Origin of the sequence: Streptomyces nanshensis, assembly GCF_001751255.1 — a bacterium.
Lineage (GTDB): Bacteria > Actinomycetota > Actinomycetes > Streptomycetales > Streptomycetaceae > Streptomyces > Streptomyces nanshensis_A.
Genome location: NZ_LJGW01000375.1, coordinates 1 through 20,991 on the forward strand (window position 1 = coordinate 1; position 20,991 = coordinate 20,991).

16 protein-coding genes and 1 pseudogene are annotated in these 20,991 nt (G+C 72.1%); 7 read left to right on the forward strand and 10 right to left on the reverse strand.

The annotated features are described in order from the left end of the window. The 8 genes and pseudogenes from AN218_RS22090 to AN218_RS22125 form a co-directional block, all read right to left on the reverse strand. Window positions 1-205: pseudogene (locus AN218_RS22090) on the reverse strand (ADP-ribosylglycohydrolase family protein); the annotation flags it as partial. Then, complete coding sequence (locus AN218_RS22095) at window positions 205-1,515, reverse strand: ADP-ribosylglycohydrolase family protein (RefSeq protein ID WP_079132451.1); 1,311 nt, start codon at window positions 1,513-1,515, stop codon at window positions 205-207. The gene AN218_RS22095 and the pseudogene AN218_RS22090, both read right to left, overlap by 1 nt. Next, window positions 1,512-2,876 (reverse strand): ADP-ribosylglycohydrolase family protein, encoded by a 1,365-nt coding sequence (locus tag AN218_RS22100; protein ID WP_244900582.1) that lies wholly within the window; start codon window positions 2,874-2,876, stop codon window positions 1,512-1,514. The genes AN218_RS22095 and AN218_RS22100 overlap by 4 nt, the downstream gene beginning before the upstream one ends. Next, the gene (locus tag AN218_RS22105; protein WP_079132452.1) at window positions 2,873-4,084 is read right to left on the reverse strand and encodes an ADP-ribosylglycohydrolase family protein; all 1,212 of its coding nucleotides are present in this window, start codon (window positions 4,082-4,084) and stop codon (window positions 2,873-2,875) included. The genes AN218_RS22100 and AN218_RS22105 overlap by 4 nt, the downstream gene beginning before the upstream one ends. A gap of 74 nt (window positions 4,085-4,158) precedes the next feature. After that, entirely contained in the window at window positions 4,159-5,466 is a 1,308-nt protein-coding gene (locus AN218_RS22110; RefSeq protein ID WP_070018635.1) for an ABC transporter substrate-binding protein, read from the reverse strand. Further along, window positions 5,466-6,305 carry a carbohydrate ABC transporter permease gene (locus AN218_RS22115; RefSeq protein WP_244900584.1) on the reverse strand — a complete coding sequence of 280 codons (840 nt, stop codon included), beginning with the start codon at window positions 6,303-6,305 and terminating at the stop codon, window positions 5,466-5,468. Before AN218_RS22115 ends, AN218_RS22110 begins: the two co-directional genes overlap by 1 nt. Next, window positions 6,302-7,273 carry a carbohydrate ABC transporter permease gene (locus AN218_RS22120; RefSeq protein WP_070018636.1) on the reverse strand — a complete coding sequence of 324 codons (972 nt, stop codon included), beginning with the start codon at window positions 7,271-7,273 and terminating at the stop codon, window positions 6,302-6,304. The genes AN218_RS22115 and AN218_RS22120 overlap by 4 nt, the downstream gene beginning before the upstream one ends. Then, entirely contained in the window at window positions 7,270-8,406 is a 1,137-nt protein-coding gene (locus AN218_RS22125; protein WP_244900586.1) for a LacI family DNA-binding transcriptional regulator, read from the reverse strand. Before AN218_RS22125 ends, AN218_RS22120 begins: the two co-directional genes overlap by 4 nt. Before the next feature lie 480 nt (window positions 8,407-8,886). On the opposite strand from AN218_RS22125, the gene AN218_RS22130 reads away from it, so the two are divergent. From AN218_RS22130 to AN218_RS22155, 6 genes are all read left to right on the forward strand, one after another. Further along, window positions 8,887-9,621: a VIT1/CCC1 transporter family protein gene (locus AN218_RS22130; RefSeq protein WP_070018637.1), complete on the forward strand. Its 735-nt coding sequence runs from the start codon at window positions 8,887-8,889 to the stop codon at window positions 9,619-9,621. A gap of 376 nt (window positions 9,622-9,997) precedes the next feature. Then, the gene (gltB, locus tag AN218_RS22135) at window positions 9,998-14,614 is read left to right on the forward strand and encodes a glutamate synthase large subunit (RefSeq protein ID WP_171908751.1); all 4,617 of its coding nucleotides are present in this window, start codon (window positions 9,998-10,000) and stop codon (window positions 14,612-14,614) included. Further along, entirely contained in the window at window positions 14,607-16,067 is a 1,461-nt protein-coding gene (locus AN218_RS22140) for a glutamate synthase subunit beta (RefSeq protein ID WP_070018638.1), read from the forward strand. The genes gltB and AN218_RS22140 overlap by 8 nt, the downstream gene beginning before the upstream one ends. Window positions 16,068-16,385: 318 nt before the next feature. Continuing rightward, entirely contained in the window at window positions 16,386-16,880 is a 495-nt protein-coding gene (locus tag AN218_RS22145) for a hypothetical protein (protein WP_070018639.1), read from the forward strand. A 234-nt stretch (window positions 16,881-17,114) separates the two neighbouring features. Next, a complete protein-coding gene (locus tag AN218_RS22150) occupies window positions 17,115-17,996 on the forward strand; it encodes a helix-turn-helix domain-containing protein (RefSeq protein WP_070018640.1) in 882 nt (293 codons plus the stop codon). After that, window positions 17,993-18,790, forward strand: coding sequence for an SAM-dependent methyltransferase (locus tag AN218_RS22155; RefSeq protein ID WP_070018641.1), 798 nt, complete (start codon window positions 17,993-17,995; stop codon window positions 18,788-18,790). Before AN218_RS22150 ends, AN218_RS22155 begins: the two co-directional genes overlap by 4 nt. Window positions 18,791-18,964: 174 nt before the next feature. On the opposite strand, the gene AN218_RS36945 is transcribed toward AN218_RS22155, so the two are convergent. After that, the gene (locus tag AN218_RS36945) at window positions 18,965-19,150 is read right to left on the reverse strand and encodes a hypothetical protein (RefSeq protein ID WP_146620486.1); all 186 of its coding nucleotides are present in this window, start codon (window positions 19,148-19,150) and stop codon (window positions 18,965-18,967) included. A gap of 226 nt (window positions 19,151-19,376) precedes the next feature. After that, on the reverse strand, window positions 19,377-19,841 hold the full coding sequence (locus AN218_RS22160) for a PPOX class F420-dependent oxidoreductase (RefSeq protein WP_070018642.1): 465 nt from the start codon (window positions 19,839-19,841) through the stop codon (window positions 19,377-19,379). Between the two features lie 186 nt (window positions 19,842-20,027). On the opposite strand from AN218_RS22160, the gene AN218_RS22165 reads away from it, so the two are divergent. Next, a complete protein-coding gene (locus tag AN218_RS22165; protein ID WP_070018643.1) occupies window positions 20,028-20,969 on the forward strand; it encodes a PNPOx family protein in 942 nt (313 codons plus the stop codon). Window positions 20,970-20,991 lie beyond the last annotated feature (22 nt).

A 20,991-nucleotide genomic window follows, 5' to 3' on the forward strand; every position in this document is an offset into this window, starting at 1 on the left:
CGCGCTCCGGTGCGAGCGTGCCGCCCGCGTCGAGCCACACCCGCTCGATCGCGGCGGCGTCGCGGCCGTCCTCGGCGGCCTGCCGCAACTCGTGCCCCAGCAGGTCCTCGGGCTGTACCCACGTCAGACGCAGCGGGCCCGGGGAACCGGCCGCGTGCCTTCCCAACGGCCCGGCGGGCGCGGTGTCCTGGGGCGGTGCGGCCATCACGCCTCACCGTCCGCTGCGCCCGCCGTGTCGCCCGCGATCGTTGCGAAGGCCGCCTCGTGAGCCCGGCGGCGCTCCCGGTCCCGGCCGAAGATCTCCCGCGTCACACGCGCCAACGCGGCCGCGGGTGCGTGCAGATCGAGCCTGCTGGCGCGGGCGACCTCCGTGCTCCACTCCTCGGGCACCGCCGCCACGCCCCGCATCGCGCCCGTGATGGCGCCGCTCATGGTGGCGATCGAGTCGCAGTCCCGTCCGTAGTTGACCGAACCGAGCACCGTACGGCGGAAGTCGGCGCCGCCGACGAGCAACATGCCCAGGGCGACGGGCAGTTCCTCGATCGAGTGCAGCCGCGAGGGGCGGCGGGCGCCCAGCGACGGGCTGCGGTACTCGGGCCCGACGGTGTCGTACGGGGCGACCGCCTCCCGCAGCGGCGTCAGCGCGCTCTCGAAGTCGTCGTACCGCGCGGCCACTTCGCACACCGCCGCGACGGCCTCCTTCGTGCCGTCCTTGGCCAGGGCCAGGGCGTCCGCGACGACGGAGTCCGGTGTCGCGCCGGGCGTGCACGCCGAGGCGACGGCCGCCGCGAACACCCCGGCCGCCTCCCGCCCGTACGAGGACTGATGGGCCCCGGCCACATCCAGCGCCTCGGCGTAAGCGGCCGCCGGATGACCGGCGTTGACGATCCCCACCGGCGCCATGTACATCGCCGCACCGCAGTTGACGATGTTGCCGACGCCCGCCTCCCGCGGATCGGCGTGGCCGTAGTGGAGCCGCGCCACGATCCACTTCTCCGCGAGGAAGATGCGCTGCAACGGCAGTGCCTCCGCCTCCAGTTCGGGAATCCAGCGCGGAGTGCCCATCAGATCCGGTACGAGATGGGCGGCGACGTCGTACGCGCCGAGGTGGTCGCGCACCGTCTCGTAGACCCGTACGAGGGCGTGCGTCATGAGGGTGTCGTCGGTGACGTGCCCGTCGCCCTTGTGGTATGGGGCGATGGGCCGGGCGTGGCGCCAGTCCTCGTAGAAGGGGCCGACGATGCCCTGCACCCGTCCGCCGTGGCGCTCCACGATCTGTTCGGGGCTCCACCCCTCGACCGGGCCGCCGAGGGCGTCCCCGACGGCAGCGCCCACCAGAGCGCCGGCGGCGCGCTCCTCCAGCGTGGGCGTGGCGGCGTCCGCCGCGGACGGCGAGGCGCCCGTGCCGGACGTGTGCCTGCCGGAGGAGTCCTCGCCGGACGCTTGTGCGCCGGACGCGGATTCCGCCGCCGGCGGCGGTGCGGGGTGCGGCGTGGACGTCGGTGTCGGCGTCATGCGCAGTTCAGTCCTTCCACGGATGGGCCCTCGGGCGTGGTGAGTTCGGTGCGTACGAGCAGATCGGCCAGCTCGACGAGGTCGTATCCGGCCAGCCGCGGCAGCGCACAGCCGGAGAGGGTGCGGCACGCCTCGCGCCAGCTCGCGGGGATGTCCGCGCCGCCGCCGATCGCCCCGGTCAGGGCACCGGCCAGCGCGGGCGCGGAGTCCGCCACCCGGGAGAGACAGGCCGCGGCCGGCACCGCCTCCGCGACGGCGCCCCCGGCGGCGAGACAGAGCGCGAGCGCCACAGGAACGGTCTCGGCGGCGGCGATGCCGTAGCTGTAGATGTGGTCGACGATCTCGTGCTCCAGCACCGGTACGAGGGCGAAGGCGCTGCCCGCCCTGCCGTACCGGTCGGCGGCGGCCTCGTGTGCGAGGCGTACGGCCTGCCGCGCGTTGCGGCGGATCTCGGTGCCGGAGGGGAGTTGGGCCAGGGCCGCGGTGACGCACTCCTGCGCGTCGGCGCCGCCGAGCGCCGCGGCGACGGCGGCGGCCATGGCACGCGCTCCGTGCACACCGTCGCCGTCCTGGGTGTAGCGGGCGTCGCACTCGGCGAGGTCGGCCGCGGCGCCCGGGTTCCCGGGGTGGACGGTGGCCAGCACACAGGCGCGTACGCACGCGGCGTCGTCGAAGTAGTGCGGGTTGTCGTGCCCGGTCGCCGGCGGACGCAGGCCCGTCGCGAGATTGCCGAGCCCGGCCCGTACGGAGATGCGGGCGCGCAGCGGCAGCACCGCGGACTCCACCTCGGGGGCGCGTCCCGCGGCGGCGGCGACCTCGCCCGCCAGCTCGTTCCAGGCCAGGTCGAGTGCGGCACGCATCCGCCGGTCCCGTCCCAGGTCGCTCAGGAGCGCACCCGCCGCCGTGAGCACCGACTCCGCGGTGAACGCGGCCCATTCGGCGTCGTCGGACGGCCCGAGCCGCAGTGGTTCGGGCGGCTGGTTGAGCGCGATGGGCACCGGCAGGGTGGTGGTGGCGTTGTGCTCGGCGAAGGTGTCCAGTTCGCGGGTGAGCCGCCGCGTCCACTCCGGCATACGGGAGGCGCGGTGCCGGGCGGCGGGCCAGCCGGCGGCGTCGCCCGCGGCGATGCCGAGGAGCAGCCCCTCGATGCGGCGGGGGTCTGCGGGGTCCGCGGGCGGCCGGCCGTCGTCCCGTTGCGACGTCGCGTCCCGCGGCGCGTGCGCCCCGGGCGGTGTCCCCGTACCGGCCGACTCCCGTTGCGCGTCGGCCGGTTGCTGTGCGTCGGGTGGTTCCTGAGCCTCGGGCGGGTGCGGGCCGCCGCGTGTCCTGACGACTCTGCCCTCGGTGTCCGTCGCGCTCATCGCCCGCTACCCCCGTCCTCGTCCTCGACCTCGATGTCGTCTTCGTCGTCGCCGTCCCGGCCGTCGCCGTTTCCGTGACCGCCGTCCTTCGCGTCCGTCGCGCCGCCCTCCGCGTACGGCGGCGGCAGCGGAGGCGCGAGCAACTCCGCGATGTCCAGGACGTGATAGCCCGCCATCGACGGCAGACAGCTCCCCCGTACGGGCCCGATGGCCCGCGCCCACTCCTCCGGTACGGCCCCGGCTCCGCCCAGCGCACCGGCGAGCGCCCCGGCGACGGCGGCCGTCGTATCGGCGTCGCGGCCCATGTTGACGGCCGTCAGCACGGAGTCACGGAAGTCGCCCCGTGCGACGGCGAACGCGCCGAAGGCCAGCCCGACCGCCTCCGGGGCGAGGTCCATCCACGGGTAGCCGCCGATGACGACGGCGGAGCGCACGGCACGCTCCCGGCCCAGCCGTGTGGCCTCACGGTCGTGCCGCGCACGCTGCGCGGTGGCCACGGCCCGGCGCAGCGAACGCGCCGTCCAGGAGTCCTCGGGGACGACGGAGAGCGCGGCGGCGATCACCACGTCCGTGCTCCGTCCGACCATCGCGGCGGCCACTCCGGCGGCGACGGCCTGCCCTCCGTAGATGCCCTCGCCGTCATGGCTGACGGTGCCGTCGAGCGCGACGAGCCGCGCCGCCTCCGCCGGGCGCCCGGCGGCGAAGACCCCGAACGGCGCGGCGCGCATGGCCAGTCCGTCGCTCCACGCGTGCCGGTGCTGCGCGGAGATGGGCGCGGCCAGCCCGCGGCGCAGATTCTCCAGCGTGCCGCGCTCGCTGAACCCCGCGCCGCGGAAGGGCCCTTCGTCGAGGGCGGCGATCCAGCGGTGCCACGCCTCCTCGACGTGTGCGAGCGTCAGATCCGAGCCGTGCTCGGCGAGCATCAGCCCCGAGAAGATCGCGTACTCGGTGTCGTCCGTACCCGCGGGCTCCTCCTCCACGAAGCCCTCGATGCGGCCCCAACGCTCCCTGATCTGCGACGGCTTCATGTTCTCCGCGGGCGCTCCGAGCGCGTCCCCGACGGCGAGGCCGAGCATCCCGCCGCGCGCCCGCTCCCGCAGGACGGCGGCGGGCGGACCGCCCGTGCCGTGCCCCGGCGGAGCCGGAGCCGGACAGTCGGCGGAGGGGGACGGGGACAGGGAGGAGGCGGAGGCGGGGGCTGCTCTCATGGTGCGAGTCGCCGTTCTGTGCAGGGTGGTGGTGCGGTGCCGAGGGCGGGTGCGTACGCGGACGAACTCACCGGTCAGCGCTGGTATCTGGCGAGGATGCGGTTGCCGTCGTCGACGAGCTTGGCGCGCAGCGCGCGGAGGCCGATGCTGCCCGCGTAGTACTCCTGGAAGGCGGGCGTGGCGACCTTGTCCTTCCACTCGGGATAGCCGCGCACCCCGAGCACGGGGGAGGCCCGCAGATCAGAGGCGATGCGCAGCCCGGTGCGCCAGCCGTGCTCGGCGGTGTCGAGGGCGGGGTCGCGCAGCGCCTCCGTACCGGCGGGCACGAGCCAGTCGCCCTTCGCGAGCCGGGCCATGTGGTCCGGCCGGGTCATGAACGCGATGAACGCCATGGCTGCCTTCTTCCGCGAGGTGTCCTGCGCGACCGACAGGGTCTGCGGGCTCACGCCCTGAAGCTGTCCCCCGCCCGGTGCGCCCCGCCCGGCGGGCATCGGCAGCGTCACCCATTCGAAGCCGTCGGGGGCCTGCTGCCGTACCTGCTGGCGGAAGGAGAAGTTGAGCGGCAGGATCGCGTACCGCCCGGCGAAGAAGCCGGGCAGCGTGTCCGAACCGGCCATGCCGAGGCTGCTTCTGGCCGCCGTACGGTCGGTGTTGACCTGCCGGTGGATGAGTTCGGCCACGGCGGAGTCGGGCTCGTCGAAGCGGATGACGTCCTTTCCGCGCTCGCGGTGGAAGACGGCGCCGCCGGTGGAGAGCGTGAGGTTCACCGACTGGTTGACGGGCTCCTTCATCGACCACGCGACGCCGTACGTACGCCCGCGTACGGTCAGCTCCTTCGCGACGTCCTCGAACTCCTCCCAGCTCCACGGCCGTTGAACGGTGGGCGTCCGCGCCCCGGACCTCTGCAGCAGCTTCCGGTTGGCGACGAGGACGCGCGGGTCGTGCAGGAACGGCACCCCGTAGACGCCGCCCTCGATGGTCGCGGTGTCCCAATTGGCCCGTGAGATCTGCCGCTTGAGGTCCGGCGGCAGCAGCGGGCGCAGGTCCGCCAGGTAGCCGCCGTGGGCGAAGTCGGTGAGGTCGTTGGCCTCGTCGTGGATGACGTCGGGCGCCTCGCCGCCCTCGAAGGACGTCAGCAACTGGTCGTGGACGCTCTCCCAGGAGCCCTGCACATAGCGGACCCGCGCCGAGGGGTTGTGCTCGTTCCACGCGGCCACGAGTGCCTTGTTGACCTCGATGGACTCCTTCTGCCAGGCCAGGCTGAGGTATTGGAGGGGGCCCGAGGCGCCGTCCGCGGAGCCGGCGCAGCCGCCGAGCAGCGCCGTGGCACCCGCCGCACCGGCCGAACCGGCCGCCGCCGTGAGGAAGTCGCGCCGCCGCATCAGCCCTTCACCGCCCCGCTCAGCACGCCGCTGACCAGGCGCCGCTGGAGCAGCGCGAAGAACAGCAGACTGGGGAGGGTCGCCATCAGCGCCGCCGCCGCGAGCGGCCCGAGGTCGGCGGCGCCCTCCGCACCGATGAAGTGGGTGAGGATCACGGACATCGTCTGCTTCTCCGGGGACTTGAGCAGGACCAGGGCGAAGAAGAACTCGTTCCAGGCGGTGACGAAGGAGAACATCACGGTGGCCACCACCCCCGGCGTCAGCAGCGGCAGCACCACGCTGCGCAGCGTGCGCAGCCGTCCGCAGCCGTCGATCGCGGCGGCCTCCTCCAGCGAGGCGGGCACGGCGCGTACATAGCCCTGGAGCATCCACAGCGCGAACGGCAGGTTCCACACGACGTACACGAGGATCAGCCCCGACAGGGAGTTGACGAGGTGGAAGCTCTTCAGCACCAGGAACAGCGGGATGATCACCAGCACGAACGGGAACATCTGGCTGACCAGGATCCAGCCCGTCGCGGCCCTGCCGACCACCGAGCGGTAGCGGACCATGACGTACGCCGCGGGCACCGCGACCGCCACCGACAGCGCCGCCGCGCACGAGGCCACGACGAGGCTGTTGAGCGCCGAACGCACCAGCGGCTGCTGCTCGAAGGCGGCGGCGAAACTGTCCAGCGACGGGTGCCGCGGCAGCCACTCCGCGTCCACCGAGCCCAGCTCCTGCGGGGACTTGAAGGCCGTCGAGACCAGCCACAGCAGGGGAAAGGCGAGAAAGACCAGATAGCACAGCAGGGCCAGATACTGCCCGGCGCGTGCGAAGGGCGAGCGGTCGGTGATCACCGGTCCTCCTCCTTCAGCCGGTTGCGCAGGAAGACCGTCAGCAGGACGGCGATGACGGCGACCATCACCAGGCCCATCGCGGCGGCGTAGCCGAACTGGCCGTAGCGGAAGGCCTCTTCGTAGGCGAAGAGCATCGGCAGCCGGGTCGCGCCGCCCGGCCCGCCGCCGGTGAGCACGTAGACCAGGCCGAACGAGTTGAAGTTCCAGATGAAGTTGAGCGCGGTGATCGCGAGCACGACGGGCTTGAGCGCCGGCCATGTCACCGCGGCGAAGCGCCGCCACCGGCCCGCACCGTCGAGCGCGGCGGCCTCGTGCAGCTCCAGCGGCACGTTCTGTAGTCCGGCCAGCAGCACGACCGTCGTCTGCGGCATGCCCGCCCACACCCCGACGACGATCACCGCGGGCAGCGCGAGGGAGACCCCGGCCAGCCAGTCGACGTTCTCGGAGATCAGATGCAGGTCGCGCAGCGTCGCGTTGAGGATGCCGGCGTCCTGGTTGTAGACGAGGCGCCACATCACGCCGACCACGACCTCGGGCATCGCCCAGGGGACGAGCGCGAGCGTACGGGCCAGCCACCGGAAGCGCAGGTTCTGGTTGAGCAGCACGGCCAGCCCGAGCGCCAGCGCGAACTGGAGCACCGTCACGGACACCGCCCAGACGAGGCCGATGGTGAAGGAGTCCCAGAAGAGCGAATCCAGGCGCAGATCGGCGAAGTTGGCGAGGCCGGTGAACTCCGTGACCTCCGTGCGGCCCGACTGAGCGTCGGTGAAGGCCAGCGACAGCCCGTACAGCAGCGGACCGGCGCTCAGCAGCAGGATCGGCAGCAGGGCGGGCAGCAGCAGGAACCAGGCGTCCCGGTCCAGACCGAGGGCGCGCCGGTGCTCCCGTACGGATCGCGGCGGCGGCTTGCCGGCGCTGGCGGCCGACGGTGCGGTGCCGGGCGGTGTGCCCGGTGCGGTAACGCTCACGGGGCCTCCTCCCCGGGGGACGGGGACGAGTTGGCCGGGGACGGGGACGACGAGCTGGTCGGGGACGGGGAGTTGGCCGGGGCGGAGGAGGCGCGTACGACCAGTTCGGGCGTGACGGTCCGCACCCGCGGCGGCGTCTGCGGCTCCTGCCCGGCGATCCGCTCCAGCAGCATCTCGGCGGCTATCCGGCCGCGTTCGGCCGAACCGAGGTCGACACTGGTCAGCGGCGGCCACCCGGCCCGTACCAGCACCGTGTCGTCCATGCCGACGACCGCCACGTCCTCCGGGATCCGCAGTCCCCGCGAGTGCAGCGCCTGCGAAGCACCCAGCGCGAGCTGGTCGTTGGCGCAGAAGACCGCGTCGACGCCCGGCCCGCGGGCTCCGCCGGTGCCGCCGTCCGCGCCGTCGCCGTGCCGGTCCAGCAGCCGGTGCACGGAGCGCGCGCCGTCCTCGACGGTGAACTCGGTGGTCTCCACGAGATCCGGGTCGGCCGTCAGCCCCGAGACCTCCAGCGCGCGGTGGTAGCCGCGCCGCCGGTTGCGGCCGGGCACGGTGTCGGCGGGCCCGTTGACGAAGGCGATGCGGCGCCGGCCCGTCGCGACGAGATGGCGTACGGCCAGCTCGGCGCCGGTCACCGAGTCGGCGCGGACGCTGTCGACCGGGGCGTCGTCCTCGGGCAGCGAGCCGATGACGACGACGGGCTGCGCGGCGGTGCGCAGCGCCTCCAGATGCTCGGGCGTGATGCGGATCGGGCAGAGGATCAGCCCGTCGCTCGTACGGTCGGCGAGGCTGCGGACGACGGCGAGTTCGTCCTCGGCGACGGCGTCGGTCGAGTGCAGCAGCAGCCGGTAGCCCTGGGCCTTGGCGATCGTCTGTATCTGCCGGACCATCGCGACGTACACGGGATTGCCGATGTCCTGCATGGCGAAGGTGAGTTGACGGGTGCGGCCGCCCTTGAGGGAGCGGGCCACGGCGTTGGGCACATAGCCGACCTCGGCGGCGGCGCGCTCCACACGGCGTACGGTCTCGGGCCGCGCACCGTGCCCGTTGAGCACCCGCGAGACGGACGCTATGGAGACTCCGGCACGCTCCGCGATCGTCTCGACGGTCGGCGGCCCCCCTGTCGTCACCACAACTGCCCGCCCTTCGGCTCCGGTTCGTCTGTCGTCGCTCCACCGCTGTGACCTGGGCCGCGAAGGACCGGGGAGAAGCTGGAAACGTTTACAGCCACGGCCCGCATCCTGCGTCCCCGCGCCGTAACCGTCAACCCCCTGTGTACGAAGCGGTCTTCGGCGGCCGCCCGGGACGTCACGCTCCGCAGCCGCGCACCGGCCGCCCCTCAACGTCCGGCCGCCGGCGCCCGGCAGGGGAGGGCCACCCGTGAACTCGGGTGGCCCACAGGCGTGTTGAGGCGTCCCGTCGTCCCGTGTACGCGCAGGGCCGCCGTCCGGCGCCCGGGCGCCGCGAGCGGTGCGCACCGGCGACCGGAGGGCACCTTCGCCCCCGGGTAAGTTCGGCCTTCCTTGCTGGCAGGACCGGTGGCGCGCGCATACCGTCGAGTTGTCCCGGCCCGTCGAGTCGTCCCGGCCGGGGCGGACGGAGACGGACGAGACATGGCGGTCATGGAGCGCGAGCACGAATCGCAGGGCGGTGCGGAGAGCGGCACGCACACCCACAGGGACATCAACGGCGGCTGGCTGCGGCCCGCCGTCTTCGGCGCCATGGACGGACTCGTCTCGAATCTCGGACTCGTCGCGGGCGTCGCCGGCAGCGACGCCTCGAACCGCGTGATCGTCATCTCCGGCCTCGCGGGCCTGGTCGCCGGTGCCTTCTCGATGGCCGCCGGCGAGTACACCTCCGTCGCCTCGCAGCGCGAGCTCGTCCAGGCCGAACTGGACGTCGAGCGCAGTGAACTGCGGCGCCACCCCGAGGACGAGCTGAAGGAACTCGCGGCGGTCTACGAGGCGCGCGGCGTGGACCCCGGACTCGCCGCCGAGGTCGCCCGCCAGTTGCACAAGGACCCCGAGCAGGCGCTGGAGACGCACGCCCGCGAGGAACTGGGCGTCGACCCGCAGGACCTGCCCTCCCCGACGACCGCCGCCGTCTCCTCGTTCCTGTCCTTCTCCGTCGGCGCGGTGCTGCCGGTGCTGCCGTATCTGCTGGGCGCGACCTCGCTGTGGTACGCGGTGGTGCTGGCCCTGTCCGGGCTCTTCGCGTGCGGTGCGATGGTGGCCCGGGTGACGGCGCGGCAGTGGTGGTTCAGCGGGTTGCGGCAGCTCGCGCTGGGTGCCGGGGCGGCGGCCGTCACCTACGGACTGGGCGCCGCGTTCGGAGTGGCCCTCGGGTGAGCGCGGGCCGGGCGGAGGCGCCGGGGAGCGGCCCCGCCCGGCCGAGCAGTTTGTTACCTCTCGGTTTCAGGTCCCGGGGGCCGGGGCAAAAGCCGGAAGGCCCGCGAGCAACGACGCCCGCCCGGGCCCACCACCGAGCTGCGGCGCAGGGGCCACCCCCACCCCGGCCGCAGGTACGGCGGACCGACCCACTCCGTATCGCCATGCGGTCGTCGCGCCCACGATCCGAGACGTCGCATCTTTTTTTCGAGGTCTGGTCCACCATGTAACCTTCACGGAAATTTGTTCTTCAGAGGGCCAGCGTCGTCCCTCGCTCTTCGCGCCCCCCAGGCACCGCGGCCGGGGGAGCACAGCCACGACGACGACGGGAGAGCCGATGCGTGCATCGTTTCAGGCGGCCCACCCTGCCGAGCAGGGCCTGTACGACCCCCGGTACGAGCACGACGCCTGCGGTGTCGGCTTCGTGGCGACCCTGAGCGGTGAACCCAGCCACGCCCTCGTCGAGCAGGGGCTGACCGTACTGCGCAACCTGGAACACCGCGGCGCGACCGGCGCCGACCCGGAGACCGGCGACGGCGCGGGCCTGCTGCTCCAGGTCCCCGACGCCTTCCTGCGCGAGACGGCGGGCTTCGCGCTGCCGGAGGCCGGCGCCTACGCCGTGGGCATCGCCTTCCTGCCCGCCGACGAGACCGAGACCGCCGAAGCCGTCTCGCAGATCGAGACGCTCGCGTCCGAAGAGGGTCTCACCGTGCTCGGCTGGCGCGAGGTGCCCGTCGCCCCCGAACTGCTGGGCCCCGGCGCCCGCGCGACGATGCCGTCCTTCCGGCAGCTCTTCGTGGCCGACGCGGCGACGGACGCCGAGACCGGCGCCCCCCGTACGGGCATCGCGCTGGACCGGCTCGCCTTCGTGCTGCGCAAGCGCGCCGAGCGGGAGGCCGGGATCTACTTCTCGTCGCTCTCCTCCCGCACCCTCGTCTACAAGGGGATGCTCACCACGGGGCAGCTCGAACCGTTCTTCCCCGACCTCTCCGACCGCCGCCTGGCCAGCGCCGTCGCCCTGGTGCACTCCCGCTTCTCCACCAACACCTTCCCGAGCTGGCCGCTGGCCCACCCGTACCGCTTCGTCGCCCACAACGGCGAGATCAACACCGTCCAGGGCAACCGCAACTGGATGCGCGCCCGCGAGTCCCAGCTCTCCTCCGAGCTGTTCGCACGCGCCGGCGACGAGGGCGAGCAGCGCAGGGCGCTGGAGCGGATCTTCCCCGTCAACACCCCCGGCGCCTCCGACTCCGCGACCTTCGACGAGGTGCTGGAGCTGCTGCACCTGGGCGGACGCTCGCTGCCGCACGCGGTGCTGATGATGGTGCCCGAGGCGTGGGAGAACCACGACTCGATGAGCCCCGCCCGCCGGGCCTTCTACCAGTACCACTCGACGATGATGGAGCCCTGGGACGGCCCCGCCTGCGTCACCTTCACCGACGGCACCCAGGTCGGCGCCGTCCTCGACCGCAACGGGCTGCGCCCCGGCCGCTACTGGGTCACCGACGACGGCCTCGTCGTGCTCGGCTCCGAGGTCGGCGTCCTCGACATCGACCCCGCCCGCGTCGTACGCAAGGGACGCCTCCAGCCGGGCCGCATGTTCCTCGTCGACACCGCCGAGCACCGCATCATCGAGGACGACGAGATCAAGGAGCAGCTCGCCACCGAGCAGCCGTACGGGGAGTGGCTGGAGGCCGGGCTCATCGACCTGGCGGACCTGCCCGAGCGCGAGCACATCGTCCACACCCACGCCTCCGTCACCCGCCGCCAGCAGACCTTCGGCTACACCGAGGAGGAGCTGCGCGTCCTGCTCGCGCCGATGGCCAAGACCGCGGCGGAGCCGATCGGTTCGATGGGCACCGACTCGCCGATCGCGGCGCTCTCGGACCGTCCGCGGCTGATCTTCGACTACTTCACGCAGCTCTTCGCGCAGGTCACCAACCCGCCGCTGGACGCCATCCGCGAGGAGCTCGTCACCTCGCTGCACTCCTCGCTCGGGCCGCAGGGCAACCTGCTGGAGCCGACCGCCGCGTCCTGTCGCAGCGTGACCCTGCCCTTCCCCGTCATCGACAACGACGAGCTGGCCAAGCTCATCCACATCAACGCCGACGGCGACCTGCCGGGCTTCAAGGCCACGACGCTCTCCGGCCTCTACCGCGTGCACGACGGCGGACGCGGCCTCGCCGACCGGCTCAAGGAGATCTGCGTCGAGGCCGACGCCGCCATCGAGGCCGGCGCCCGGCTGATCGTCCTCTCCGACCGGCACTCCGACGCCGAGCACGCACCGATCCCGTCGCTGCTGCTGACCTCCGCGGTGCACCACCATCTGATCCGTACGAAGCAGCGCACCCAGGTCGGGCTGCTCGTCGAGGCCGGCGACGTACGCGAGGTGCACCACGTCGCGCTGCTCATCGGCTACGGCGCCGCCGCGGTCAACCCCTACCTGGCGATGGAGTCCGTCGAGGACCTGGTCCGCGCAGGCACGTTCCTGCCCGGCGGCATGGACGCCGAACAGGCCATCCGCAACCTCATCAAGGCACTCGGCAAGGGCGTGCTGAAGGTGATGTCGAAGATGGGCATCTCCACCGTCGCCTCCTACCGCGGCGCCCAGGTCTTCGAGGCCGTCGGCCTGGACGAGTCCTTCGTCGACACCTACTTCCACGGCACCACGACGAAGATCGGCGGTGCCGGCCTGGACGTCGTCGCCAAGGAGGTCGCCGCCCGGCACGCCAAGGCCTACCCGGCCACCGGCGTGGCCTCGGCGCACCGCGCGCTGGAGATCGGCGGCGAGTACCAGTGGCGACGCGAGGGCGAGCCGCACCTCTTCGACCCGGACACGGTCTTCCGCCTCCAGCACTCCACGCGCGCCCGCCGCTACGACATCTTCAAGCAGTACACGCAGCGCGTGGACGAGCAGTCCGAGCGGCTGATGACGCTGCGCGGCCTCTTCCAGTTCAAGGACGAGCGGCCCGCCGTCCCCCTGGAGGAGGTCGAGCCCGTCGAGGAGATCGTCAAGCGCTTCTCCACCGGCGCCATGTCCTACGGCTCCATCTCGCAGGAGGCGCACGAGACGCTCGCGATCGCCATGAACCAGCTCGGCGGCAAGTCCAACACCGGTGAGGGCGGCGAGGACCCCGTACGCCTCTACGACCCGGCACGCCGCTCCGCGATCAAGCAGGTCGCCTCCGGGCGCTTCGGCGTGACCAGCGAATACCTCGTCAACTCCGACGACATCCAGATCAAGATGGCCCAGGGCGCCAAGCCCGGCGAGGGCGGACAGCTCCCCGGCCACAAGGTCTATCCGTGGGTGGCCACGACGCGGCACTCCACGCCCGGCGTCGGCCTCATCTCGCCGCCGCCGCACCACGACATCTACTCCATCGAGGACCTCGCCCAGCTCATCCACGACCTGAAGAACGCCAATCCGAAGGCGCGCATCCACGTCAAGCTCGTCTCCGAGGTCGGCGTCGGCACCGTCGCCGCCGGCGTCTCCAAGGCGCACGCCGACGTGGTGCTGATCTCCGGGCACGACGGCGGTACGGGCGCCTCGCCGCTCACCTCGCTCAAGCACGCGGGCGGCCCCTGGGAGCTGGGCCTGGCCGAGACCCAGCAGACGCTGCTGCTCAACGGTCTGCGCGACCGCATCGTCGTGCAGACCGACGGGCAGCTCAAGACCGGACGTGACGTGCTCGTCGCCGCGCTGCTCGGCGCGGAGGAGTTCGGCTTCGCGACGGCGCCGCTCGTCGTCTCCGGCTGCGTCATGATGCGCGTGTGCCACCTGGACACCTGCCCGGTGGGCATCGCCACGCAGAACCCGGTGCTGCGCGAGCGCTACAACGGCAAGGCCGAATTCGTCGTGAACTACTTCCAGTTCATCGCCGAGGAGGTCCGCGAACTCCTCGCCGAGCTGGGCTTCCGCACCCTCGACGAGGCCATCGGGCACGCCGAACTGCTCGACGTCTCCCGGGCGGTGGACCACTGGAAGGCGCAGGGCCTGGACCTGGAGCCGCTGCTGCACGTACCGGATCTGCCCGACGGCGCCGTCATGCACCAGGCCGTCGAGCAGGACCACGGCCTGGCCAAGGCCCTCGACAACGAGCTGATCAAGCTCTCCGCCGACGCGCTGTCCGCCGACTCCGCGCAGGAGGCGCAGCCCGTACGCGGCCAGGTGACGATCCGCAACATCAACCGCACCGTCGGCACGATGCTCGGACACGAGGTGACGAAGAAGTTCGGCGGCGCCGGACTGCCCGACGACACCATCGACATCACCTTCACCGGCTCGGCGGGCCAGTCCTTCGGCGCGTTCGTGCCGCGCGGCGTCACGCTCCGCCTGGAGGGCGACGCCAACGACTATGTGGGCAAGGGACTTTCGGGCGGACGGCTCGTGGTGCGTCCGGACCGCGGCGCCGACCATCTCGCCGAGTTCTCGACGATCGCCGGCAACACCCTCGCGTACGGGGCGACGGGCGGCGAGATGTTCCTGCGCGGGCGCGTGGGCGAGCGCTTCTGCGTCCGCAACTCCGGCGCCGTCGTCGTCGCCGAGGGCGTGGGCGACCACGGCTGCGAGTACATGACGGGCGGCGCGGCCGTCGTCCTGGGCGAGACCGGCCGCAACTTCGGCGCCGGCATGTCCGGCGGCGTCGCCTACGTCGTCGACCTCGACCCGGACCACGTCAACTCCGGCCTGCGGGACGCCGTCTACGGATACGACGGCCTCGACCAGACCGACAGGGAATGGCTGCACGACGTCGTGCGGCGCCACCAGCAGGAGACCGGCTCGACCGTCGCCGAGACCCTGCTCGCCGACTGGGACGCCTCGCTCCGGCGCTTCCGCAAGGTCATCCCCGCCACGTACAAGGCAGTGCTCGCCGCCAAGGACGCCGCCGAGCGAGCCGGACTCAGCGAGTCCGAGACCCACGAGAAGATGATGGAGGCGGCGACCAATGGCTGACCCCCGTGGCTTCCTGAACACCGACCGCGAGGTCGCGCAGTCCCGTCCCGTCGAGGAGCGGGTCAAGGACTGGAACGAGGTGTACGTACCGGGCTCGCTGCTGCCCATCGTCAGCAAGCAGGCCGGGCGCTGCATGGACTGCGGCATCCCCTTCTGCCACCAGGGCTGTCCGCTGGGCAATCTGATCCCCGAGTGGAACGACTTCGCCTACCGCGAGGACTGGGTCGCCGCCATCGAGCGGCTGCACGCGACGAACAACTTCCCCGAGTTCACGGGGCGGTTGTGCCCCGCGCCGTGCGAGTCGGCGTGTGTGCTGGGCATCAACCAGCCGCCGGTGACCATCAAGAACGTCGAGGTCACCATCATCGACAAGGCGTGGGACGCCGGCCATGTCACGCCGCAGCCGCCCGACCGCCTCTCCGGCAAGACCGTCGCCGTCATCGGCTCCGGCCCGGCCGGGCTGGCGGCGGCACAGCAGCTCACCCGCGCCGGGCACACCGTCGCCGTCTACGAGCGTGCCGACCGGCTCGGCGGGCTGCTGCGCTACGGCATCCCCGAGTTCAAGATGGAGAAGCGGCACATCAACCGCCGTATCGAGCAGATGCGCGCGGAGGGCACCAAGTTCCGTACGGAGGTGGAGATCGGCCGCGACATCGACGCGAAGAAGCTGCGCAAGCGGCACGACGCCGTCGTCATCGCGGCGGGCGCCACCACGGCCCGCGATCTGCCCGTGCCCGGCCGTGAACTGAACGGCATCCACCAGGCGATGGAGTATCTGCCGCTGTCCAACAAGGTGCAGGAGGGCGACCTGACGGTCTCCCCGATCACCGCCGAGGGCAAGCACGTCGTCGTCATCGGCGGCGGCGACACCGGCGCCGACTGCGTCGGTACGGCGCACCGGCAGGGCGCGGCGTCCGTCACCCAGCTCGAGATCATGCCGAAGCCGGGGGAGGAGCGCGCACCGCACCAGCCGTGGCCGACCTTCCCGATGCTCTACAAGGTCACCTCCGCGCACGAGGAGGGCGGCGAGCGGGTCTACTCCGTGAACACCACCCACTTCGAGGGCGACGAGGACGGCAACGTCCAGTGGCTGCACCTGGTCGAGGTGGAGATGGCGGACGGCAAGCTGGAGCAGAAGCCCGGCACCGAACGGAAGATCCCGGCCCAACTGGTCACCCTCGCCATGGGGTTCACCGGCGTGGACCGCGAGAACGGACTCGTCGAGCAGTTCGGCGTCGAGCTGGACGAGCGGGGCAACATCGCGCGCGACGGCAACTACGCCACCAGCGTCCCCGGTGTCTTCGTCGCCGGTGACGCGGGCCGCGGCCAGTCCCTCATCGTCTGGGCCATCGCCGAGGGCCGCTCGGCGGCCAAGGGCGTCGACCGTCATCTGATGGGCGCCAGCGCGCTCCCGTCGCCGATCGGCCCGAACGACCGCGCCCTGGCGGTCTGACGGCCGCCTTCGCCACGCTCTGCGGCGCCCGCCCCTGCCGACGGGGGCGGGCGCCGCCGTGTGTGCGCTACGGGAGAAGCCGTACGGGACGGAAGCCGTACGGGCAGCGGGACCGTACGGACGCGGCGGCGCGAGCACCCCGTACACCCCCGTACACGCCCGTACGCCCCCGGATCCCGGGTCGCCCGAAGTTTCTCCGGTCTGTTTTCACCGGCGGTGACCTGCGACGACGCGGAAAATCGCGGACGGATCGGCCGCCGGCCGGAACCTCGTGGGGATCTCTCCCGTCAGAGCGGTGAAGCAGGAGGTAGATCGAAGATGCGACGCAGCACGACAGGTTCCACCCGACGCAAGGCCGCGCTCGTCCTGGCTCCGGCGATGGCCGCCCTGGCCCTCACGGCGACGGGATGCGGCGGCAGCGACCAGACCGTCAGCAGCGAGACGCCCGAGAAGCAGACCCGCTTCGAGAAGCGCGCCTCGCAGATCGAGCAGACCTGGCCGAAGGTGGACAAGACCAAGGGCAGGCATCTGGACATGCTGCCCCTGGAGGCCGCACAGCTTCCCGTCACGGGCAAGGACGACTCCCTGACCGTGACCGTCGGCCACGGGGGCTGCGAGACCAAGTACGGCGCCCATGTGCAGGAGACGGAGAAGCTCGTGATCGTCTCGGGCTGGTCCAAGAAGGACAAGAAGGCCGACTTCTGCACCAAGCAGATCGTCACGGACAAGACGAAGGTCGAGCTGAAGAAGGAACTGGGCAAGCGCGCCGTCATCGACGCGGCGACCGGGAAGACGCTGCTCAAGGGCAAGTGACAGGCTGAGGCGGAAACCGTACGGCCGGTCGGCCGCCGGACCGCCGCCGGATCCCGGCAACAGGCCCCGCACCACGTCACGTGGTGCGGGGCCTGCCGTGCTGCCTGAACGCTCTGATAGTTTCGAGACGACTTCGTCCTTTTCTCCGATCACCTCACAACTACGCGACGGCCAGGGACACTTGAGCTTCAGGTCGGCCTCCCGCGAGGCCCGTCGCGGTCAGGAGCCTGTGCGTTGAGCGAGGCACTGCCGAGCGGCCAGAGTGCGCCCACGGTGCTGCGTATCGTCCTCGGTAAGCGGCTGAAGGAGCTGCGGGAGAGCCGGGACATCCCGCTGGAGGACGCCGCGAGGGCGCTGAGCGTCAGTCACCTGACGATCCGGCGTATCGAGAACGCTCAAGTGAGCCTGAAGATCCCGTACGTACGGGAGTTGCTGCGGCTCTACGCCGTCTCCGACGAAGAGGCCCGCGACTTCACGGACATGGCCGAGCGCGCCAACGAGCCCGGCTGGTGGCACAACTACAAGACGGCCCTGCCGGACTGGTTCCGCGCCTATGTCTCCCTGGAGACGGCCGCCGAGGTCATCCGCGTCTACGAACCGCACTACATGACGGGCCTGTTGCAGACCCGCGACTACGCGCGCACCGTCATCCGCGCCGGCTTCCCCTACGAGCCGGAGGAGGACCTGGAGCGCCGGGTGGAGCTGCGCATCCGCAGACAGGCGCTGCTGGAGAAACCGGACGCGCCCAAGCTGTGGGTCGTGCTGGAGGAGGCCGCGCTGCGCCGCGAGGTCGGCGGACCCGCCGTGATGCGCGCCCAGATCGAACGCGTCATGGAGGTCGCGGCGGACCCGCGCATCACGCTGCGCATCCTGCCGCTGTCCGCGGGCGCGCACTCGGGCACCAGCGGCCATATGACGTACTTCCGCTTCCACGAGCAGGAGCTGCAGGACATCGTCTACACCGAGGTGGGCCTGACCAGCGCCGTGTACTTCGACCAACGTCCGGACGTCGTGGCCCACTTGGAGGCCTACACCCGCATCTCGCGGCTGGCCGCCGAGCTGCTGCCGGACACCCGCACCTACCTCGACCATCTGCGGAAGGAGTTCAACCGGTGACCGGACCGTCCGAGATCGACACCAGCCGACCGCACGCGGCGCGGCTCTACGACTATCTCTTAGGCGGCAAGGACTGGTTCCCGGTGGACCGGGACGCCGCGGAGAAGGTCAAGAAGGCGCTGCCCGTCGCCGAGACGGGAGCCCGTGCGAACCGGGACTTCATGCACCGCGTCACGCGCCACCTCGCCCGCGAGCACGGCGTACGGCAGTTCCTCGACATCGGCACCGGCATCCCCACCTCGCCCAACCTGCACCAGATCGCGCAGGAGACCGCTCCCGACTGCCGCGTCGTCTACGCCGACCACGACCCGCTGGTGCTGGAGTACGCCGACGCCCTCATGCACAGCACCCCCGAGGGCCGCACCGCCTACGTACAGGCCGACGTGCGCCGCGACTCCGTCCTCGACAGCCGCGAGGTCCGCGAGACCCTCGACCTCGGCAGGCCCGTCGCGCTGTCGCTGCTGGCGCTGCTGCACTTCGTACCGGACGAGCACGGACCGCAGGAGATCGTCCGCTCGATGCTGGGCCGGCTGGCGCCCGGCAGCTTCCTCGTGCTCTCGCACGCCACCGCCGACTTCTACGACGAGGACCAACTCGCCCGTGTTAAGCAGGTGTTCGACGAGGGCGGCACCCCCGTGCAGATCCGCAGCAAGGCGGAGATCGAGGTCTTCTTCGACGGGCTGGAGATGATCGAACCCGGTCTGACGCCGACGCACCGCTGGCGGCCGGACGAGCCCTCCGTCATGTCGGACGCCGAGGCCTTCATCTACGCGGGCGTCGGACGGAAGCCCTGACGGACGACGGGCCGTTCCCGTCCCGTCGCGTTCCGTCCGCTCCCGTTCTGTGCCGTCCGGTTCCGTCGGCTCCGTCGGGTTCCGTACCGGCCGTCGGCCGGCCGCCCTGTGAGGCTGCCGGCCGTCCGCTTTCCGTCGGGCGTGCGCCGTGCGGCGCCGTACCGCCCGTACCGCTCAGTCGATGCCCCGCCAGATGTTCGGCTCGAAGCTCAGCTCTTCCTCGTCCTCGACGCCCGCCAGCAGCCACAGCGGTGCCTCAAGCCATACGCCCGGCGGCAGTGGCAGCTCGTCCTCGCCCGTCGCGTGTGTGCTCAGCGGCCGTGACGGCGCGAGAGTGGCCATGGGCACTGTCGTGGTCATCTCTGTGTCAACTCCCCTTAACGATCGGGCGCAGCGGGTGTACGGGCACAGTCCGTCAGGGACGCGACCGCCTCCCGCGAAAGGACCCCCGCACACACGATTCTGACCCCCGTGAGCGGACCTCGCAGCCCGACACAGGAGACCGGCACCCCGTGCCGACCTGCGGCGGAGCGGCGACAGGCGGTCATCGTGCGCATACGCCCTGGCAGCGAGGGGAGGCGCGGGCTCAGTCCGCGAGGCGCGCGGGGAAGCCGCCCGTCGCAATCGGCCCCCAGTGCCGCGGTGTCACGCGGATCAGCGACTTGCCCTGCTTGAGCATCGCGGAACGGTACTCGTCCCAGTCGGGGTGCTCGCCGGAGATGTTGCGGAAGTACTCGACGAGCGGCTCCACCGAGTCCGGGGCGTCGATGACTTCGGCGTCGCCGTCGATCTGCACCCACGGGCCGTTCCACTCGTCGGACAGCACGAGGACGCTCACGCGCGGATCGCGGCGCGCGTTCACGGTCTTGGCCCGCTCCGGATAGGTCGCGACGACGATCCGTCCCGCATCGTCCACGCCGCACGTCAGCGGAGACGCCTGCGGGGCGCCGTCGGAGCGGCGGGTGATCAGAAGGGCACGGTGCCGCGGGCGTACGAAGTCGAGCAGCTCGGCCAGCTCGACCCGGGTGTTGGTGGCGATGGAAGGGCTCATACCGCCGAACGTACGTCATCGGGCGGCCCGTCGCGCCCGCCGTGTCACGAACGGCGGCCGCGCACCGTCGAGGTGGGGAGAAGGTTCTGATGCGGTGACCGTACGGGCGGTCCTACGGCGGTTCCACAGCGGTCCCGCGGTGGTGCCGTGCGCGGTCGCCGCGCGACGAGGAAGGCGAGGAGCGACATGGCGCAGGCAGGTACGCGGGACGGTACGCGTAGCGGCCCGGTCCAGGGGCGCGGACGCGGGTTCGGGGTGACGGTGGCCCTGCTGGCGGGGCTGGGAACGGCGGTCGCGGGCGTGTGGTGTCTCGCGGCTCCGTACTCGTTCGCGCGGACCGTCGGCTTCCCCGTACCGGCCCACGGAGGGGAGGCGGCCCACGCGGCGGAGCACTTCCTGCACGATGTGGGCGCCTTCCAGCTCGGGCTGGCTGCGGCGCTGCTGCTGGGCTGCGTCTGGTACGACGCGCTGCTGACCGTGCTCGCGGGCTTCGTGGTCGCCGGCGCCGCGCACACCGCGAACCACGCCGCGGATCTCAGCCTGGGCGGCGGGAGTTGGCAGATCCCGGTGCTCGCCGTCGCGGCGCTGGCGGCAGCGGCGGCGTTCACGGTGCGGCTGCGCGGACTGGGCTGGGTGACGGGCGGCACCGCCACGGCCGCACGTCCCGAACTCGCCCCGTACGTACGGCAGAAGACGGTGCTGCTGACGACGTACCGGCGCGACGGACGCAGCGGAGCGACCCCGGTCAGCATCGCCGTCGAGGACGAGCACGCCTACGTACGCAGCTTCGTCAACTCCGTGAAGTCCCGCCGCCTGGCCCGCGATCCGCGTGCTCTCGTGGCGCCCGCCACCGCGCTCGGCAACCGGCCCGGACACCCGCTGCCCGTACGGCTGCGGCGGCTGGAGCGCGGCGGTGCGGAGGACCGGCACGCGGCGCGGACGCTGCGCACCAAGTACCCGATGCTGCATGGGGTGTTGGTGCCGTTCATGCACCGGACGCTGCTGCGCCGCACGACGGGCGGCACCGTGCACTTCGCGCTGACGGTGGACACGGAGGAGCGCGCGGAGCACGGGAAGGGCGGGGAGAGCGGTCAGGACGTGGAGACGGGCCGTACGCCCGGGACGTGACGCCGGGCCCGCCCGCGGCGCG

Bases quoted from the DNA above. Each gene is read 5' to 3' on its own strand.
- AN218_RS22165 (WP_070018643.1), top strand. From the start codon at position 20,028: ATGGCGCAGGCAGGTACGCGGGACGGTACGCGTAGCGGCCCGGTCCAG.
- AN218_RS22095 (WP_079132451.1), bottom strand. From the start codon at position 1,515: ATGACGCCGACACCGACGTCCACGCCGCACCCCGCACCGCCGCCGGCG.
- AN218_RS22140 (WP_070018638.1), top strand. From the start codon at position 14,607: ATGGCTGACCCCCGTGGCTTCCTGAACACCGACCGCGAGGTCGCGCAG.
- AN218_RS22110 (WP_070018635.1), bottom strand. From the start codon at position 5,466: ATGCGGCGGCGCGACTTCCTCACGGCGGCGGCCGGTTCGGCCGGTGCG.
- AN218_RS36945 (WP_146620486.1), bottom strand. From the start codon at position 19,150: ATGACCACGACAGTGCCCATGGCCACTCTCGCGCCGTCACGGCCGCTG.
- gltB (WP_171908751.1), top strand. From the start codon at position 9,998: ATGCGTGCATCGTTTCAGGCGGCCCACCCTGCCGAGCAGGGCCTGTAC.
- AN218_RS22160 (WP_070018642.1), bottom strand. From the start codon at position 19,841: ATGAGCCCTTCCATCGCCACCAACACCCGGGTCGAGCTGGCCGAGCTG.
- AN218_RS22130 (WP_070018637.1), top strand. From the start codon at position 8,887: ATGGCGGTCATGGAGCGCGAGCACGAATCGCAGGGCGGTGCGGAGAGC.
- AN218_RS22145 (WP_070018639.1), top strand. From the start codon at position 16,386: ATGCGACGCAGCACGACAGGTTCCACCCGACGCAAGGCCGCGCTCGTC.
- AN218_RS22100 (WP_244900582.1), bottom strand. From the start codon at position 2,876: ATGAGCGCGACGGACACCGAGGGCAGAGTCGTCAGGACACGCGGCGGC.
- AN218_RS22105 (WP_079132452.1), bottom strand. From the start codon at position 4,084: ATGAGAGCAGCCCCCGCCTCCGCCTCCTCCCTGTCCCCGTCCCCCTCC.